The 17,533-nt window shown below is 63.2% G+C and carries 18 protein-coding genes; 12 read left to right on the top strand and 6 right to left on the bottom strand.

Annotated elements, in window-relative coordinates; genetic code table 11:
• Window positions 1-43: 43 nt before the first annotated feature.
• From ABE485_RS00660 to ABE485_RS00645, 4 genes are read left to right on the top strand one after another with little or no spacing between them, the layout of a single operon-like run.
• On the top strand, window positions 44-952 hold the full coding sequence (locus ABE485_RS00660; protein WP_346512749.1) for a TauD/TfdA dioxygenase family protein: 909 nt from the start codon (window positions 44-46) through the stop codon (window positions 950-952).
• A gap of 46 nt (window positions 953-998) precedes the next feature.
• Complete coding sequence (locus tag ABE485_RS00655) at window positions 999-2,042, top strand: ABC transporter substrate-binding protein (protein ID WP_346512747.1); 1,044 nt, start codon at window positions 999-1,001, stop codon at window positions 2,040-2,042.
• Window positions 2,043-2,044: 2 nt separating this feature from the next.
• Window positions 2,045-2,875, top strand: coding sequence for an ABC transporter ATP-binding protein (locus tag ABE485_RS00650; protein ID WP_346512745.1), 831 nt, complete (start codon window positions 2,045-2,047; stop codon window positions 2,873-2,875).
• Between the two features lie 10 nt (window positions 2,876-2,885).
• On the top strand, window positions 2,886-3,764 hold the full coding sequence (locus ABE485_RS00645) for an ABC transporter permease (protein WP_346512744.1): 879 nt from the start codon (window positions 2,886-2,888) through the stop codon (window positions 3,762-3,764).
• A 76-nt stretch (window positions 3,765-3,840) separates the two neighbouring features.
• On the opposite strand, the gene ABE485_RS00640 is transcribed toward ABE485_RS00645, so the two are convergent.
• The 6 genes from ABE485_RS00640 to rpmH form a co-directional block, all read right to left on the bottom strand.
• Entirely contained in the window at window positions 3,841-5,286 is a 1,446-nt protein-coding gene (locus tag ABE485_RS00640) for a catalase (RefSeq protein WP_346512742.1), read from the bottom strand.
• 10 nt (window positions 5,287-5,296) lie between these two features.
• Entirely contained in the window at window positions 5,297-5,521 is a 225-nt protein-coding gene (locus ABE485_RS00635; protein WP_346512740.1) for a hypothetical protein, read from the bottom strand.
• Window positions 5,522-5,571: 50 nt separating this feature from the next.
• Entirely contained in the window at window positions 5,572-7,251 is a 1,680-nt protein-coding gene (gene yidC, locus ABE485_RS00630; RefSeq protein ID WP_346512738.1) for a membrane protein insertase YidC, read from the bottom strand.
• A gap of 48 nt (window positions 7,252-7,299) precedes the next feature.
• Window positions 7,300-7,572 (bottom strand): membrane protein insertion efficiency factor YidD, encoded by a 273-nt coding sequence (gene yidD / locus ABE485_RS00625; RefSeq protein WP_008157530.1) that lies wholly within the window; start codon window positions 7,570-7,572, stop codon window positions 7,300-7,302.
• Complete coding sequence (locus ABE485_RS00620; RefSeq protein ID WP_171666587.1) at window positions 7,569-7,940, bottom strand: ribonuclease P protein component; 372 nt, start codon at window positions 7,938-7,940, stop codon at window positions 7,569-7,571. Before ABE485_RS00620 ends, yidD begins: the two co-directional genes overlap by 4 nt.
• Before the next feature lie 110 nt (window positions 7,941-8,050).
• Entirely contained in the window at window positions 8,051-8,185 is a 135-nt protein-coding gene (rpmH, locus tag ABE485_RS00615) for a 50S ribosomal protein L34 (protein WP_006228069.1), read from the bottom strand.
• 381 nt (window positions 8,186-8,566) lie between these two features.
• On the opposite strand from rpmH, the gene dnaA reads away from it, so the two are divergent.
• From dnaA to ABE485_RS00575, 8 genes are all read left to right on the top strand, one after another.
• Entirely contained in the window at window positions 8,567-10,024 is a 1,458-nt protein-coding gene (gene dnaA / locus ABE485_RS00610) for a chromosomal replication initiator protein DnaA (protein WP_346512736.1), read from the top strand.
• 2 nt (window positions 10,025-10,026) lie between these two features.
• Window positions 10,027-11,136, top strand: coding sequence for a DNA polymerase III subunit beta (dnaN, locus tag ABE485_RS00605; RefSeq protein WP_171666047.1), 1,110 nt, complete (start codon window positions 10,027-10,029; stop codon window positions 11,134-11,136).
• A gap of 97 nt (window positions 11,137-11,233) precedes the next feature.
• Window positions 11,234-13,681, top strand: coding sequence for a DNA topoisomerase (ATP-hydrolyzing) subunit B (gene gyrB / locus ABE485_RS00600; RefSeq protein ID WP_346512734.1), 2,448 nt, complete (start codon window positions 11,234-11,236; stop codon window positions 13,679-13,681).
• Window positions 13,682-13,993: 312 nt separating this feature from the next.
• On the top strand, window positions 13,994-14,743 hold the full coding sequence (locus ABE485_RS00595) for an SDR family NAD(P)-dependent oxidoreductase (RefSeq protein ID WP_346512732.1): 750 nt from the start codon (window positions 13,994-13,996) through the stop codon (window positions 14,741-14,743).
• A gap of 114 nt (window positions 14,744-14,857) precedes the next feature.
• Complete coding sequence (locus tag ABE485_RS00590) at window positions 14,858-15,232, top strand: nuclear transport factor 2 family protein (protein WP_346512731.1); 375 nt, start codon at window positions 14,858-14,860, stop codon at window positions 15,230-15,232.
• Window positions 15,233-15,246: 14 nt separating this feature from the next.
• On the top strand, window positions 15,247-15,834 hold the full coding sequence (locus tag ABE485_RS00585) for a VOC family protein (protein ID WP_346512730.1): 588 nt from the start codon (window positions 15,247-15,249) through the stop codon (window positions 15,832-15,834).
• Window positions 15,835-15,864: 30 nt separating this feature from the next.
• On the top strand, window positions 15,865-16,284 hold the full coding sequence (locus tag ABE485_RS00580; protein ID WP_346512728.1) for a putative quinol monooxygenase: 420 nt from the start codon (window positions 15,865-15,867) through the stop codon (window positions 16,282-16,284).
• 75 nt (window positions 16,285-16,359) lie between these two features.
• Window positions 16,360-17,316 carry a helix-turn-helix domain-containing protein gene (locus ABE485_RS00575; RefSeq protein ID WP_346512727.1) on the top strand — a complete coding sequence of 319 codons (957 nt, stop codon included), beginning with the start codon at window positions 16,360-16,362 and terminating at the stop codon, window positions 17,314-17,316.
• Window positions 17,317-17,533 lie beyond the last annotated feature (217 nt).

Below are 17,533 nucleotides of genomic sequence, written 5' to 3'. Positions count from 1 at the left end.
ATCGACCGTTCCAGAAATGCCGCAAGGCGAACCGGAGCGATCGATGTCCCAGAGCAACGCCTTGCGGCGCGAAGCAGACGCCGCCCCCTTCCCCCAGGCGCAGTCGTTTGAACTGCGCCCCCTGCCCGGCCCCGTCGGCGCCGAGATCATCGGGCTGGACCTGTCGCGCGAATTGACGCCCGCCGATTTCGCGCGTGTCCACAAGGCGCACCTGGACCACCATCTGCTGGTGTTCCGCGACCAGCGCATCACGCCGCAGCAGCACATCGACTTCAGCCGCCGCTTCGGCCGCCTGATGATCCACGTGCTGCACCAGTTCCACTTGCCCGGCCATCCGGAGATCCTGACGGTTTCCAACATCCTGGAAGACGGCAAGCCGATCGGACTGGGCGATGCGGGCAAGTACTGGCACTCGGACATTTCGTACAAGGAGCTGCCCAGCCTGGGGTCGCTGCTGCATGCGCAGGAGCTTCCTTCAGAGGGCGGAGACACCTTGTTCGCCAACATGCATCTTGCGTATGACACGTTGCCCGCGGCGCTCAAGACCGCGATCGAGGGCAAGCGTGGCGTGCATTCGTACCTGGCGCAGTACGGACAACTGCAGAAGGAAGGCAACTGGCGTCCCAACCTGAGCGCGCAGCAGATCGCGCAGGTTCAGGAAGTGGTGCATCCGGTGGTGCGTACGCACCCGGAAAACGGGCGCCGCGCGCTGTTCGTGAGCGAAGGCTTCACCACGCGCATCGAGGGCCTGCCGGAAGACGAAAGCCGCGCCCTGCTGAGCGAGCTGTTTGCGCACAGCGTTCGTCCCGAGCATATCTATCGGCACAAATGGCAGCCGCATGACCTGGTGTTCTGGGACAACCGCTCGTTGATCCACCTGGCGGGCGGCACGCCGGACCATCTGCGCCGCAAGCTCTACCGCACGACCATCGAGGGCGATGTGCCCTTCTGAAAACCGGTCCTTCCACCGTCGCCACCACTTATCCACAAGGAACGCCATGCGTTTGTCCTCCACACTACGGGATCGACTGGTCCAGACCGCCACCGGCGCCGGCCTGGCGCTGATTCTTGCGGTGCTTGCGCTGGCTTCGCCCACGCCTGCGATGGCCGAAGGGCGCATCCGCATCGCCGAACAGTACGGCATCGTCTATCTGCTGCTGAACGTGGCGCGCGATCAGCAATTGATCGAAAAGCACGGCAAGGCCGAAGGTGTGGATATCTCGGTCGAATGGGCCAAGCTGTCTGGCGGCTCGGCCGTGAACGATGCCCTGCTCTCCGGCGCTGTGGATATCGCGGGGGCGGGCGTGGGACCGCTGCTGACGATCTGGGACCGCACGCACGGCAAGCAGAATGTGAAGGGCGTGGCGTCGCTGGGCAATTTTCCCTACTACCTGGTTACCAACAACCCGAACGTGAAGACGATCGCCGATTTCACGGACAAGGACCGCATCGCGGTGCCGGCCGTGGGCGTGTCGGTGCAGTCGCGTGTGCTGCAGCTGGCCTCGGCCAAGCTGTGGGGCGATGCGCAATTCAACAAGCTGGACAGGATTTCGGTGGCGCTGCCGCACCCGGATGCGGCTGCGGCCATCATTGCCGGCGGCACGGAAATCACCGGGCATTTCGGCAATCCGCCTTTCCAGGAGCAGGAACTGGCCGAGAACCCCAAGGCCCGCATCGTGCTCAATTCGTATGACGTGCTGGGAGGCCCCAGTTCATCCACCGTGCTGTTCGCCACCGAGAAGTTCCGGCGCGACAATCCCAAGACCTACAGGGCCTTCCAGGAAGCGCTCAAGGAGGCGGCCGGCTTTGCCGCCGCCAACCCCGAGAAGGCGGCGGACATCTACCTGCGCGTCACGGGCGCCAAGCAGGATCGCGACTTCCTGATCAAAGTGATCAAGAACCCCGACGTGCAGTTCAAGCTGGAACCGCAGAACACGTTTGCGCTGGCCGAGTTCATGCACAAGGTGGGCGCGATCAAGAACGCGCCGGCCAGCTGGCGCGACTACTTCTTCGATGATCCGGTCACCGCCCAGGGAAGCTGATCATGACGCTGCACGCCGCCGGCCCTGTGGATAAGATCGAAAAGGCCACGCCCCTGCTGGCTGTGGATAAGGTGTCGATCGAATACAAGACGCGCGAACGGCGCGTCCGCGCAACCCACCAGGTAAGTTTCGATGTGCACGGCGCCGAGCGTTTCATCCTGCTCGGACCGTCCGGCTGCGGCAAGTCGACACTGCTCAAGGCCATTGCCGGATTCATCGAACCCACCGAAGGCAGGATCCAGGTCGACGGCAAGGCGGTGCGGGGCCCGGGCCCCGACCGCATCGTGGTGTTCCAGGAATTCGACCAGCTTCCCCCCTGGAAGACGCTGCGCCAGAACGTCGCCTTTCCGCTCGTCGCCTCGCGCAAGCTGAACCGGCGAGAAGCCGATGAGCGCGCGATGCACTATCTGGACAAGGTGGGGCTGTCGGCGTTTGCCGATGCCTATCCCCACACCCTTTCCGGCGGCATGAAGCAGCGCGTGGCGATTGCTCGGGCGCTGGCGATGCAGCCACGCGTTTTGCTGATGGACGAACCTTTTGCGGCGTTGGACGCGTTGACGCGGCGGCGCATGCAGGAAGAGTTGATGGCGCTGTGGGAAGACGTGCGCTTCACGCTGCTGTTCGTCACCCATTCGATCGAAGAGGCGCTGGTGCTGGGCAGCCGGATACTGCTGCTGTCGCCGCATCCCGGCCGCGTGCGCGCCGAACTCAACGCGCATGGCTTCGACCTGCATAGCCAGGGTTCCGCCGCGTTCCAGGCGGCGTCGCGGCGCATCCATGATCTGCTGTTCGACAGCCCGTCCCTTGCGCGGGCCGAGCGCGCGGCGGCGTGAAGGAATACGCATGAACAGCACGTACGCCGGTTCCGTCCCTGTCCGTCCCGAAGTGGAGTACGACCTGCCGCCGCTGCCGCCGCAGGCCGCCGAAACGCCGCTGCCTTGGCACGAACGCCTGTGGCAGCACGCCAGCCTGCGCAAGCTGGTGATCCTGGCGCTGCTGGCTGGTCTGTGGGAACTGGCGGCGCGCTATACCGATAATGATCTGCTGCTGCCCGGCGCCTGGCAGACCGCGCAGGCCTTCGTGCAGGGCATTGCCAGCGGAGAACTGCTGGCGCGCGCCGGGCAGTCCCTGCGCGTGCTGGTGCAAGGGTATCTGGCCGGCGTGGCGCTGGCCTTCGTGCTGACCACGCTGGCGGTGTCGACCCGATTCGGGCGTGACCTGCTGTCCACCCTGACCGCCATGTTCAATCCGCTGCCGGCGATCGCCCTGCTGCCGCTGGCGCTGCTGTGGTTCGGGCTGGGCGAAGGCAGCCTGGTGTTCGTGCTGATCCACTCGGTGCTGTGGGCGCTGGCGCTGAACACCTATGCGGGGTTCCTCGGCGTGTCGGAGACCCTGCGCATGGCGGGGCGCAACTATGGGCTGACCGGGCTGCGCTATGTGCTGCAGATCCTGGTGCCCGCTGCCCTGCCGGCCATCCTGGCCGGCCTGAAGATAGGCTGGGCGTTCGCATGGCGCACGCTGATTGCCGCCGAGCTGGTGTTCGGCGCTTCCAGCGGCAAGGGCGGACTGGGCTGGTACATCTTCCAGAACCGCAACGAGTTATACACAGACCGGGTGTTCGCCGGCCTGGCGGCGGTGGTCATCATCGGCCTGATTGTGGAAAACCTGGGATTCGATACGCTCGAGCGCCTGACGGTCCGGCGCTGGGGCATGCAGCGCTGAGGTCCGGCCAAGCTGCAGGGAACAGAAAAAAGGGGCGGTCCGCGGACCGCCCCTTGTTTATTGCCCGGCCTGACGGTTACAGCTTCAGTCCAAGCGCCTTGGCGACACCCTCGGCGTACGCCGGATCGGCGCGCCTGAAATGTTCGAGCTGACGGCGCTGGATCGCCTCGGGCACGCCCGCCATGTGGCGGCCGATGTTGCCGAACAGCAGCTCCTGCTGCGCGGGCGTCATCAGGCGGAACAAGGCGCCCGGCTGCGAGTAGTAGTCATCGTCCACCCGGTGATTCCAGCGCGCCGCGGCCTGCCCGTCGAGCGCGAGGGGCGGTTCGGCCGCCGACGGGGTTTCCTTCCATTCGCCGGCGCTGTTGGGCTCGTAATTGATCGTCGACCCCGCATTGCCGTCCACGCGGCCGGCGCCGTCGCGGTGATAGCTGTGGAACGGGCACTTCGGCGCGTTCACCGGGATCTGGTGGTGGTTGATGCCCAGGCGGTAGCGGTGCGTGTCGCCGTAGGAAAAGATGCGGCCCTGCAGCATCTTGTCGGGCGAGAAGCCGATTCCCGGGACCACGTTCGCCGGGGTAAAGGCCGCCTGTTCGACTTCGGCGAAGTAATTCTCGGGGTTCCTGTTCAGCTCCAGGACGCCGATCTCGATCAGCGGATAGTCGCCGTGGGGCCAGACCTTCGTCAGGTCGAACGGATTGATGTGATAGGTCGCCGCTTCGGCCTCGGGCATGATCTGCACTTTCAGCGTCCACTTCGGGAAGTTGCCTTCCTCGATGTTGTGGAAAAGGTCCCGCTGCGAACTTTCGCGGTCTTGCGCCACCACTTGCGCCGCTTCCTCATCGGTCAGACAGGCGATGCCCTGCTGCGACTTGAAGTGGAATTTCACGTAGAAGCGTTCGTTGTTGCTGTTGATGAAACTGAAGGTGTGCGAGCCGAAGCCGTGCTGCTGGCGCAGGTTGGCCGGAATGCCGCGGTCGCTCATCAGCGTGGTGACCTGGTGCAGCGATTCGGGGTTGAGCGACCAGAAATCCCAGGCAGCCGTGGCGTTGCGCAGGTTGGTCTTGGGGTCGCGCTTCTGGGTGTGGATGAAGTCGGGGAACTTCAGCGGATCGCGGATGAAGAAGACCGGCGTGTTATTGCCCACGAGATCCCAGTTGCCTTCTTCCGTGTAGAACTTGATGGCGAAGCCGCGCACGTCGCGTTCCGCGTCGGCCGCGCCGCGTTCGCCGGCCACGGTCGAAAAGCGCAGGAACAGCGGGGTCTGCTTGCCGACCTTGGAAAAGATATTGGCGCGGGTGTAGCGAGTGATGTCGTGCGTGACGGTGAACGTGCCGTAGGCGCCGGAGCCCTTGGCGTGCACGACGCGCTCGGGGATGCGTTCGCGGTCGAAATGCGCAAGTTTTTCAATCAGCCAGAAGTCTTCCAGCAGCGCGGGGCCGCGGGGGCCGGCGGTCAGCGTGTTGTTGTTGTCCGGCACTGGCGCGCCTGAGGCGGTGGTCAGAGGCTTCTTGTCGGTCATGGCACACTCCCTAAGTGATTCCTGGATTGCGCGGGCCGCTGGATGGGCCGCGCGGCGTTGCAGCTATAGCCCGGCGGCGCGGCCGCCGGACGGCAAACTCAGACTCATCATAGGGGCGCTCGAGATCAATGTGAAGTTGATTGATCTTGCTTTGTTGATAAATAATAACTATCGATTTGTCGTCCCGGGAATGAAAATTGCGGATCCGCCCTTTCTTTTCCGCTGGCGCGGCCATGAAAAAAGCCGGCCCACGAGGGCCGGCTTTGTCTTGGCGCGGAGCGCGGATCAGCGGTTTGCCGCCGCTTCCGTCTTGCGCTGCATGGCGCGCGTGATGGACCACTGCTGCGCGATCGACAAGGTGTTGTTAACGCACCAGTAGAGCACCAGGCCAGCCGGGAAGAAGAACATCATCCCGCCGAACACCAGCGGCATGATCATCATGACCTTGGCCTGGATGGGATCCGGCGGCGTGGGGTTCAGCTTGATCTGCAGGAACATGGTGGCCATCATGATGGCGGGCAGGATGAAGAACGGGTCGCGGACCGACAGGTCATGGACCCACAGGATCCACGGCGCGCCGCGCATTTCCACGCTGGCCAGCAGCACCCAGTACAGCGAGATGAACACCGGAATCTGCACCACCATGGGCAGGCAGCCACCCAACGGGTTGATCTTCTCGGTGCGGTACATCTCCATCATGGCCGCATTGAGCTTCTGCTTGTCGTCGCCGTACTTTTCCTTCAGGGCCTGCAGGCGCGGGGCGACCTGTTTCATGCGGGCCATCGAGCGGTAGCTGGCGGCGGCAAGCGGGTAGAACACGGCCTTGATCAGGACGGTCAGCGCCACGATCGTCCAGCCCCAGTTGCCCAGGATGGAGTGCAGCCACGTCATCAGCGTGAACAGCGGCTTGGCGATGATGGTCAGCCAGCCATAGTCGACGACCAGTTCCAGGCCGGGGGCGAGCGCCGCCATGGCCTTCTGGTCCTGCGGGCCGACCCACAGATGCGAATCGACGCGCGCGGCGGCGCCGGGGGCGATGTCGCCGACGGCTTCGATGCTGCGGCCGGCGTACAGGTTCTTCTGCACTTCCAGCAATTCATTGGTGCGCGGCTTGCCCTGCGGGGGCACCCAGGCCGTGGCGAAGTAGTGCTGGACCACGCCGATCCAGCCGTTGTCCGCCTGCTTGATGTAGTTGGCCTTCTTCTTTTCGATGTCGCTGAACGTGCTCTTCTGGAACTTGTCCTGTTCCGAATAGACGGCGAAGCCGGTGAAGGTGTGATAGAAGCTGGACGTGTCGGCCGGGTCGTTGCCGTCGCGTTCGATCTGCAGGTACAGCGAAGGCGTCACGGGGGCGGCGCCGACGTTGGCCAGGTCATGGCGCACGTCGATGTCGTAGCGGCCGCGATGCAGGGTGAACGTCTTGGTGACCTTCACGCCGCCCGATTCGCCCTCGAAGGTGACGACCAGGTTGTCGCCGGTCAGTTCGCGTTCCTGGGAGACCAGGCGGAAAGGCGTCTGGTGCGTGGGGAAGCTCTGGCCAGCAGGGGCGCCGACCACACCGGTCTGCACCACATAGTTCAGGCCGGCCGAGCGGTCCAGCAGCACCGTGGGCTTGTCGGGCTGGCCGGTCGCCGGGTACTTCAGGAGCTCGGCGCGCACCAGTTGGGCGCCCATCGTGTCGAAAGTCAGGCGCAGGACGTCGGTCGTGATGACGACCTCTTCGGAGCGCGTCGGCACGGGGGTAGCGGCGCCAGGCACCGCTGAGGACGCGTTGGCCGCGGGAGCAGGCGCGCTGGGCACCGAAGGCGTCGCGTTGTTGGCGCCAGCCTGCGATTGGCTCGTGCTGGCCGCGGGCGTGGGGCCCCCGAACAGCGACGGCTTGCCGTTATGGATTTGCCAGTTGTTCCAAAGGAGCAACAGCGAAAAGGAAAAAATCATCCAGAGGACGGTTCGTCGGATATCCATGGTGCCTACTGAAGTGAATACGGGCCAGCAAAGCCCGCCAGTTTAGCGTCAATCGTGCTCAATGCGGTGGCTGTGGGAGCAGCACGGGGCGTCATTGGTTCCCTTGGACGGCGGAACCGGGTCCAGCCCGCCCGGAGACCACGGATGGCAACGGCCGATGCGCCGGACCGCCAGCCAGAAGCCGCGCCAGGCGCCGTGACGTTCGATCGCTTCGATCGCATACGCCGAGCAAGTGGGAGTAAAGCGGCACTGCCTGCCGATCCAGGGACTCAGGAAAAACCTGTAGAACCGGATCGGGGCAATGAGTAGAGCCTTGATCATCGCGCGATCCGCTCAAAGTGAGCGTCCACTTCGGCTCGGGCCGCGCGTTTCAGCGCGGTGAGCGTGGCGGGAGCGACCTTGCTGTGCAGTCGCACGACGTAGTCTTTTGCCGGCAGCGCCAGGCGCCGATGGCGGAACGCCTCTCGGATGACCCGCTTCAGGGCGTTGCGCGTACTGGCATGGGCGGCGAAGCGCTTGGCGATCACCAGCCCCAGGCGGGCACACGCATCCTGGCCGGGAGGCAGATCATTGGGAGCCGAGCTCACAATGAAGAATGCCCCTCGGGCCAGACGCCGGCCTTTAAGGGCGGCGGCAAACTCGGAGGGGCGATGCAGCCGCGCCTCCGGGGGAAGCGTGGAGCGCGGCATGGACTGCGGGTCAGGCGTTTGCGCGGAACCGGAACAGGATTGCGAGAGGTCTTGCAATATGGCCGGTCCGTGCAGGTAGTCAGGTTTCCGGAAAACCGGAAAACCAGGACTTAGACGGCCAGACGCTTGCGGCCCTTGGCGCGACGGGCGCTCAGGATGGCGCGGCCAGCGCGGGTTTTCATGCGCACGCGAAAGCCATGGGTGCGCTTGCGGCGGGTAACGGAAGGTTGGTAGGTACGTTTCATGGACGATCCACAAAAAGAACAAAAGTCAGAAGGGACCTGCCCGGAGGGTTCCACGTCGCACAATGCAGAAGCGGGTATCTAAAGCGCATTGTTGCAACGGGTGCAAAAAACATCACTTAGACGGGGCTCTGGACCGGGAATTTCTTCCCAGGCGACCTATTCAGCAAAGCTAAAAACCGCAACGATTGCCCATAAAGAGCGAGTCACGGGTTAGCCTTCTGCGAAACCTTCTGACAGACAGAATTCGGAAAAGCCCACCATTTCAGCAAGTTTTCCCTGTCTTGTCAAACAGTTAAGCCTGGCAAGTGTAGGCGCTTATGGCCCTCCCTGTGGATAACCCCTGCCCAGGCAGGGTAGAATCGAGGTTTGAATAAGAGCGACATGAAAGAATTCTGGCAGACCTGCGTCAGTCGTCTTGAGCAGGAACTCCCCCCCCAACAAATCAGCGCGTGGATACGACCGCTGGTCCCGCTTGCGTACGACGAAACGCAGGCGGTGCTGCGCGTTGCCGCGCCCAACCGCTTCAAGCTGGATTGGGTGCGCAAGAATTTCTCCCACCAGATCGAAGCGTTGGCCGCGGAGTGGTTCAAGCGTCCGGTGCAGGTTCTGTTCGAGCTGCCCACCCAAGGAGCCGTGCCGCGCATGCCGGTCGCTCCCGTGCGTGCGCAGCAACCCGAGCAGACGCACCTGTCCGCTGCGCCACCCTCCGGCGCCGCGCCGCCGGTGACCGTCACGGTATCGACCGCCCCACCCCCTCCCGCGACGACGACCGCGGCGCAGGCAGTGAACGCGGATGCGGCCAATATCGTGTACGAGCGGTCGCGCCTGAACACCGACCTGACGTTCGAGAACTTCGTGACGGGTAAGGCCAACCAGTTGGCGCGCGCCGCCGCGCTGCAGGTGGCCGAGAACCCGGGCACCTCGTACAACCCGCTGTTTCTGTATGGCGGCGTGGGCCTGGGCAAGACTCACTTGATCCACGCCATCGGCAATGCGATGGTGGCGGCGGGCACCGGGGTGCGCGTGCGCTATGTGCATGCCGACCAATACGTGTCCGACGTGGTCAAGGCGTACCAGCGCAAGGCGTTCGACGATTTCAAGCGCTACTACCATTCGCTGGACCTGCTGCTGATCGACGATATCCAGTTCTTCTCCGGCAAGAACCGCACGCAGGAAGAATTCTTCTACGCGTTCGAAGCGATGGTGGCGCAGCGCAAGCAGATCATCATCACCAGCGATACGTACCCGAAGGAACTGTCCGGCATCGACAGCCGCCTGATCTCGCGTTTCGACTCCGGCCTGACGGTGGCCATCGAGCCGCCCGAACTGGAGATGCGCGTGGCGATCCTGCTGCGCAAGGCGGAATCCGAAGGCGTGCCCATGCCCGAGGAAGTGGCGTTCTTCATCGCCAAGCACCTGCGCAGCAACGTGCGCGAACTGGAAGGCGCGCTGCGCAAGGTCCTGGCCTACGCCCGCTTCCATGGCCGCGACGTGCTGACGGTCGACGTCTGCAAGGAAGCCCTGAAGGATCTGCTGTCCGTGTCCAACGGCCAGATCACCGTCGAGAACATCCAGAAGACGGTGGCGGACTTCTACAAGATCAAGGTGGCCGACATGTATTCGAAACGCCGGCCGGCCAATATCGCGTTGCCGCGCCAGGTTGCGATGTACCTGGCGAAGGAGCTGACCCAGAAAAGCCTGCCGGAAATCGGCGATTTGTTCGGCGGCCGTGATCACACCACGGTGCTGCACGCCGTTCGCAAGATTTCCGATGCCCGCGCCAAGCAAGCGGAGCTCAACCATACCCTGCACGTGTTGGAACAAACTCTAAAAGGATGAACATGCAACTCGTACAAACCACACGCGATGCATTGCTGAAACCGCTGTCGACTGTGGCGGGCATCGTCGAAAGACGCCATACCCTGCCCATTCTTGCGAACATCCTGATGCGCAAGGAAGGCAACAAGGTTGCCTTCATTGCGACCGACCTGGAAGTGCAGATCACCACGCACGCCGACTTCGGCGTGGGCCAGGACAACGAGTCCACCACGGTGGCCGCGCGCAAGCTGCTGGACATCCTGAAGGCGCTGCCGGACACGGGCGATGTGCGCCTGGCCCTGGCAAGCAACAAGCTGTCGGTGCAGTCGGCCAAGAGCCGCTTTGCGCTGCAGACGCTGGCCGCCAGCGAGTTCCCCACCGTCGCTCAGCCCGAGCAGTGGGACGTATCGCTGACCATGCCGCAACGCACCCTGCGCCACCTGTTCAACATGGTGCACTTCGCCATGGCCCAGCAGGACATCCGCTACTACCTGAACGGCATGCTGCTGGTGTTCGAGCCGGGCCGCGTGCGCGCCGTCGCCACCGACGGCCACCGTCTGGCGCACTGCTCCACCGAAGCCGACGGCATCGCCGAACGCCACGAAGTGATCGTGCCGCGCAAGACCGTGCTGGAAATGCAGCGCCTGCTGGAAGACTCCGACGAAGTGGTCTCCATCGACGTGGCGCCGGGCCAGATCCGCTTCCGCTTCGGCGACGTGGAACTTGTGTCCAAGCTGGTCGAAGGCAAATTCCCCGATTTCACGCGTGTGATTCCCACGAACTACACGCGCCACTTCCTGGTCGGGCGCGAAGCGCTCCAGGGCAGCCTGCAGCGCGCCGCCATCCTGACCACGGACAAGTTCAAGGGCGTGCGCCTGCAACTGGCGCAGAACCAGATGAAGATCTCGTCTTCGAACGCCGAGCAGGAAGAGGCGCAGGAAGAGATCGACATCGACTACGGCCACGAAGCGCTGGACGTGGGCTTTAACGTGGGCTATCTGCTTGACGTGCTGGCCAACGTGAAAGTCGACAATATCCAGTGGTCGGTCATGCCCGACGCCAACGCGTCCGCGCTCATCACCCTGCCCGAAGACGACCAGTTCAAGTACGTCGTCATGCCCATGCGGATCTGATCCGCGCCCCATTTGTGGGTTTGTGCCGCTTGCGGACCGGACGGTTCGCGGGCGGTCCGGCCGCCAGGCCGTTCTTTAAAGCGTTATCGATACAGACATGTCAGATCAGCAGAACACCACTCCCGAGACCAGCGGCTACGGCGCTGACTCGATCAAGATGCTCAAGGGGCTGGAGGCCGTGCGCAAGCGCCCCGGCATGTATATCGGCGACACGTCCGACGGCACCGGCTTGCACCACATGGTGTTTGAAGTTGTGGATAACGCCATCGACGAAGCCCTGGCCGGCTATTGCGACGACATCGTCGTCACGATCCACACCGACAACTCCATTTCCGTCACCGATAACGGCCGCGGCATCCCGACCGATATCCACAAGGACGACGAATTCCATCGCAGCGCGGCGGAAATCGTCATGACCGAACTGCACGCCGGCGGCAAGTTCGACCAGAACTCGTACAAGGTGTCGGGCGGCCTGCACGGCGTGGGCGTGTCTTGCGTGAACGCCCTGTCCGAATGGCTGCGCCTGACCATCCGCCGCAACGGCGAAGTGCACCAGATGGAATTCCGCCAGGGCGAGCGCGTCGCGCCGCTGGCCGTGACCGGCACGACCGACAAGCGCGGCACCGAAGTGCGCTTCCTGGCCGACCCGATCATCTTCAACAACATCGAGTACCACTACGAGATCCTCTCCAAGCGCCTGCGCGAGCTCTCGTTCCTGAACAACGGCGTGAAGATCCGCCTGATCGACCAGCGCCAGGGCAAGGAAGAGAACTTTGCCTTTTCCGGCGGCGTGAAGGGCTTCGTCGAATACATCAACCGCGCCAAGACCGTGCTGCACCCGAACGTGTTCTCGGTCAGCACCGAGTCGTCGGCAGGCGGCGTGTCTGTCGGCGTGGAAGTGGCGATGCAGTGGAACGACAGCTACAGCGAAAGCGTGCTGTGCTTCACCAACAACATCCCGCAGCGCGACGGCGGTTCGCACCTGACCGGCCTGCGCGCCGCGATGACGCGCATCATCAACAAGTACATCACCGACAACGAGCTGGCCAAGAAAGCGAAGGTCGAGACGTCCGGCGACGACATGCGCGAAGGCCTGGCCTGCGTGCTGTCGGTGAAGGTGCCCGAGCCCAAGTTCAGCAGCCAGACCAAGGACAAGCTGGTGTCCAGCGAAGTGCGTCCGGCCGTTGAAGAAGCCGTGGCCCGCACGCTGGAAACCTGGCTGCTCGAGCATCCGAACGACGCCAAGGCCCTGTGCAACAAGATCGTCGAAGCCGCCCGCGCCCGTGAAGCCGCGCGCAAGGCGCGCGAAATGACGCGTCGCAAGAGCGTTCTGGAAGGCGCCGGCCTGCCCGGCAAGCTGGCAGACTGCCAGGAAAAGGACCCGGCCCTGTGCGAGCTGTACATCGTCGAGGGCGACTCCGCAGGCGGCTCGGCCAAGCAAGGCCGCGACCGCAAGTTCCAGGCCATTTTGCCGCTGCGCGGCAAGGTGCTGAACGTCGAAAAGGCGCGCTTTGACCGCCTGATCGCCAGCGAGCAGATCGCCACGCTGATCACGGCCCTGGGCACCAGCATCGGCCCCGACTTCAATGTGGACAAGCTGCGCTACCACCGCCTCATCATCATGACTGACGCGGACGTGGACGGCGCGCACATCCGCACCCTGTTGCTCACGCTGCTGTATCGCCAGATGCCTGAACTGGTGCAGCGCGGCTACGTGTATATCGCCCAGCCGCCGCTGTACAAGGTGAAGGTCGGCCGCGAAGAGCGCTATCTGAAGGATGACCAGGAAGAAGCGCAGTTCATGCTGTCGCTGGCCCTGAAGGATGCCGAGATCATCTCGGGCGGCAACATCATCCGCGGCGAAGAGCTCAACGACCTGGCCCGCCAGTACGTGGCGGCCGACGGCGTCATTGCGCGCCTGTCGCGCGTGTTCGACGTGGGCGCCTTGTCCGCCATGGCGGAAGGCGTGGAGATCAACCTGGAATCCGCCGAATCGACCGCGGATTCGGCCAAGCGCCTGGCCGATGCCATGCGCGATCCCATCAACGGCAACGGCGTGGAAGTCGTTGCGCAGTTCGACGAGGCCACCGAGCGCCATCGCCTGTCGGTGCAACGCATGCACCACGGCAACGTGCGCGTCAGCATCATCGATGCCGACTTCGTCAACGGTTCGGACTACGCCATCCTGTCCAAGGCCGCCAAGAGCTTCCTGGGCAAGGTCGGCGCGCGTTCGCTGGCCGCGCGCGGCGAAGGCGAAAAGCGCAAGGAACAGAGCGTGTCGGACTTCCGCGAAGCCATGCAGTGGCTGCGCAGCGAAGCCGACCGCAGCATCTCCAAGCAGCGCTACAAGGGCCTGGGCGAAATGAACCCGGAACAGCTGTGGGAAACCACGATGGACCCGAAGGTGCGCCGCCTCTTGCGCGTGCAGATCGAGGACGCCATCGCGGCCGATGAGGTCTTCACCACGCTGATGGGCGACGACGTCGAACCGCGCCGCAACTTCATCGAGACGCACGCGCTGTCGGCGGGCAATATCGACGCTTGATCCTGTTGAATCCCGTGAATACCTAGTTTTCTTGGGATATCCGGCGTTCGTACAAGGGGCTGCTTTTGCAGCCCCTTTTTCTTTGGTGCCCGGCGTCTCGAACCCACGCTGACACGGCGTCGATGCCCAGCGTATTGCCCTCAAGCGCGCGGATTATCCATAAATATGGATAGTTATTTCAATTTTGCAGGGTTTATTCATTATTTCCGCACGCCTACAGTAGCTCCATGCCCAGTCAACACGGCGTTTCAGGGGACTTCCCTCCCTAGCCGGCTGACTGACAACTTCCTTATCAGGTAATTGGAGCTCGTCATGAATCAGCAACTCAACGGCAAGATCGCACTCGTCACCGGCGGCACCACGGGCATCGGCCTGGCGACCGCCCAGGAACTGGCCGCGCAGGGTGCGCGCGTCTTCATCACCGGACGCCGCCAGGCCGAACTTGACGCCGCCGTGGCCAGCATCGGCGTCGCGGCGACGGGCATCCGTGCCGACGCGTCGGTGTTGAGCGATCTGGACGCCGTTTACGCCCAGATCGCCAAGAGCGCTGGCAAGCTCGACATCCTGTTCGCCAACGCGGGCGGCGGCGACATGATGCCCCTGGGCGCGATCACGGAAGAGCATTTCGATCGCATCTTCGGCACCAACGTGCGCGGCACCTTGTTCACCGTGCAAAAGGCCTTGCCGTTGCTGGTCGATGGCGCCTCCGTAATCCTGACCGCGTCGACCGTATCGATCCAGGGCACGGAAAATTTCAGCGTGTATAGCGCCAGCAAGGCGGCGGTGCGCAACTTCGCGCGCTCATGGGCACTGGATCTGAAGCCGCGCGGCATCCGCGTGAACGTCGTGAGCCCCGGCCCGATCCGCACGCCGGGCCTGGGCGGCCTGGTTCCCGACGAAGCCCGCCAGGGGCTGTTCGATCATCTGGCCGCGCAGGTGCCGCTGGGCCGCCTGGGTGAACCCCAAGAGATCGGCAAGGCCGTGGCGTTTCTGGCTTCCGACGCGGCGAGCTTCGTCAATGGCATCGAGCTGTTTGTCGACGGCGGGATGGCGCAGGTCTGAGCGCATTGCGCTTCCGATAGCGACATCCCAAGCATGAAATCCTTGACTCATTGCGTACTGGCGCTGGCTGCGATGTGCGGCGCGCCTTATACGCACGCACAGGAAATATCACCCATGAAACCCGACATGCACGACGCCGCCGATGTGGCGCAACGCTTGATCGACATCCATTTTTCGATATGGAACGACGCGAATTCCGACTCCCGCGAATTGAAGTTTGACCAGGTGTACACGCAAGATTTCTTCGTGGCCGATCAAAGCGGCGTCGCTACGGGTTACGCGGAAGTGAACCGCCTGATTGCGCAGTTGCAAGGCGCCCATGCGGGATTCCGGTTCTCGCCCGCGCCGATTACTTGGAATCATGGTGTCGGCCGCGTGGTCTGGAGCTATGGTCCGCGCAGCAATCCGGATCAGGTGCACGGCGAAGACATCTTCACCATCAAAGACGGCAAGCTTGCGAGTGCCCACGTCTTTCTCGATCGTCCGTAAGAGGGATACGCATCATGAAACTACTGGCTTCTTGCTTCATCGCGATTGGCGTTCTGGCAGGCGGGGCATCGCAGGCGGCTGGCATCCGGGTCGCGGGTGTGGATCACGTGGGTATCAACGTGCCCGACCTGAAGCAGGCGGAGGCCTTCTTCGATAGCGCTTTCGGATGCGAACCCGTGACCCGAATCGGGCCATTTCAGCTGGATCCGTCGGCGCCGGCCGATGCTGCGGGCTTCGCGCCCCGCGCCGATAGCGTCACGATTGCCATGCTGCGTTGCGGAGCAGGGTCGAACATCGAGTTGTTCGAATACAAGAATTCGCGGGGCAGCAAGACCATGCCTCGTGCCGAGGATATCGGCGCCTCGCATATCGCGTTCTACACCGACGATATCGAGGGCGCGGTGTCTTATCTGAAGGCCCAAGGCATCACCATTTTGGGTAAACCCGTCACGATGACATCGGGCGATACCGAAGGGGAGACATGGGTCCATTTTCGCTCGCCTTGGGGTTCAGACATGGAACTCGTCAGCTACCCGAATGGCAAGGGATACGAGCGCCGCAGCCGCCTCAGGCTGTGGAATCCCAAGCATCCCGGTCAGTGAACCGTCACACGAACCATCGACAGGATTGATATGAACCTCTCCCATCAACCCGGCGCCTACGGCGCCCAGTTCCCCGACCATGGCCAGTCTCCAGCCGACCATGACAAAGACCTGCCGACAGCGGTGGTGGTGGCGGCCTATTACCGCGTGCATCCGCAAGACCGGCAGTCATTCATTGACGCCGTCATTCCCGACATGGTGGCCGCCCGAAAAATGCCCGGTTGCGTCTATTACGCCTTTGCCGCGGATCTGACTGACGCCAACCTGTTTCATCTGGTGGAAGGCTGGGCGGATGAGGCGGCCTACGAGCGTCACGAACACGCGCCTTCGTTTCTTGCGGCGCTGGCGCATGTCGTCAAGCATGTCCGGATTCTGGATCGGCAGGGAATCCGGTATGAAGTCGCGCGGCAGATCATGGATGACCCCAGAAGCAAGGTCGTTACGGCTTGAGGCGCGCAGCGGGCATGCGGTGCGCGGGATCATCCGCGCGATGCGCATGCCGATGTTGGCAAGACGAAATTTCCCATGAATGATCCAGATGCCTTGGTCCAGTTGTGGTCGACCGATACCGTTCCCGCGACGCACAAAAAGAATTACTGGATGGACGCGGTCGGCCAGTCAATCGACAAGGTCGACATCACCATCCCGGACGATGCGCACTTTCGGGCGGAACTTCGATCGCGTGAGATGGGTGTGTTGCGCATCAGCAAGACCGAAACCAACGTGGGCGTGACGGTCCGGCGTACTGCGGCCAACATCGCCAAAGATCGTCATGAGCGCTATTTCCTCGTTGGGTCATACCGCGCCATGTGGTCGTTGGGAACTCGTGGCCGGGCGCAACGCTTGCAGCCTGAAGATCTTGTTCTGTTGAGTTCCCGCCGGGAATACACGCTGCGCCTGCCGGATGACTCGGAGGTCTTTACCCTGGGCTTTCCGAGCACCTGGATCAGCCTGTGGATAGCCGATCCTGAGGATCACGTCGGCGTGCGATTGGATGCGTCGACGGGCTGGTCTCGTGTGTTATGCGCGTTTGTCCGGCAGCTATGTTCGCAGTTTGCGAGCGCAGCGGTTGATATGCAGGGCACGCTCGTCGATCAACTCGGCGCCCTCGTCGGCCTTGCTGTGGAGGAGGCTCCGGACATGACACGCAGCGCCGCCAGAAGTGTGTATGAACGCATCACGAAGGTTCTGCTCGACCGCCATGTTGAATCCCATCTCAAGGCTGCAGACGTGGCGGCAGATCTGGGCATCTCCGTGCGTACCTTGTATCGGCACACGTCCGGATTACGGATATCAATTCCGCGGACGATCGCCGAGATACGCCTGGAGACGGCGAAGCGAATGCTCTCCAGTCGTGTCTTTCGCGCCTTGAGTGTCGCGGAGATTGGCCGCAGGTGCGGCTATAGCGATGCATCGCATTTTGTCAGGCAGTTTCGTCTGTTCTGCGGGCTGACGCCCGGCGAGTTTCGCCGGCAGGCCTAGGTTCGCCACCGGCATGTCGTGGAGAGCCCGCGCCGCTGATGTCAGGGTCGGGGGCTGCAGCCAGAGGTGGCGCAACCAGGCAATCACCGTGGCGCAGAACGGCCATTGGCTTCCCGGACCCGCTACTAGAATTTTTGGCGTGTTGCAGGATGCCTTTGCCTTGACTGTGGTTCGGACGAGTGCGGGAGCGTTCGCCTCAACCGCTTTCCGAGCCGCA

This window comes from Achromobacter spanius (genome assembly GCF_039673305.1).
Taxonomy (GTDB): domain Bacteria; phylum Pseudomonadota; class Gammaproteobacteria; order Burkholderiales; family Burkholderiaceae_B; genus Achromobacter; species Achromobacter spanius_F.
Note: the sequence above shows the minus strand (reverse complement) of the source record. Positions and strands in the feature narration are given on the sequence as shown.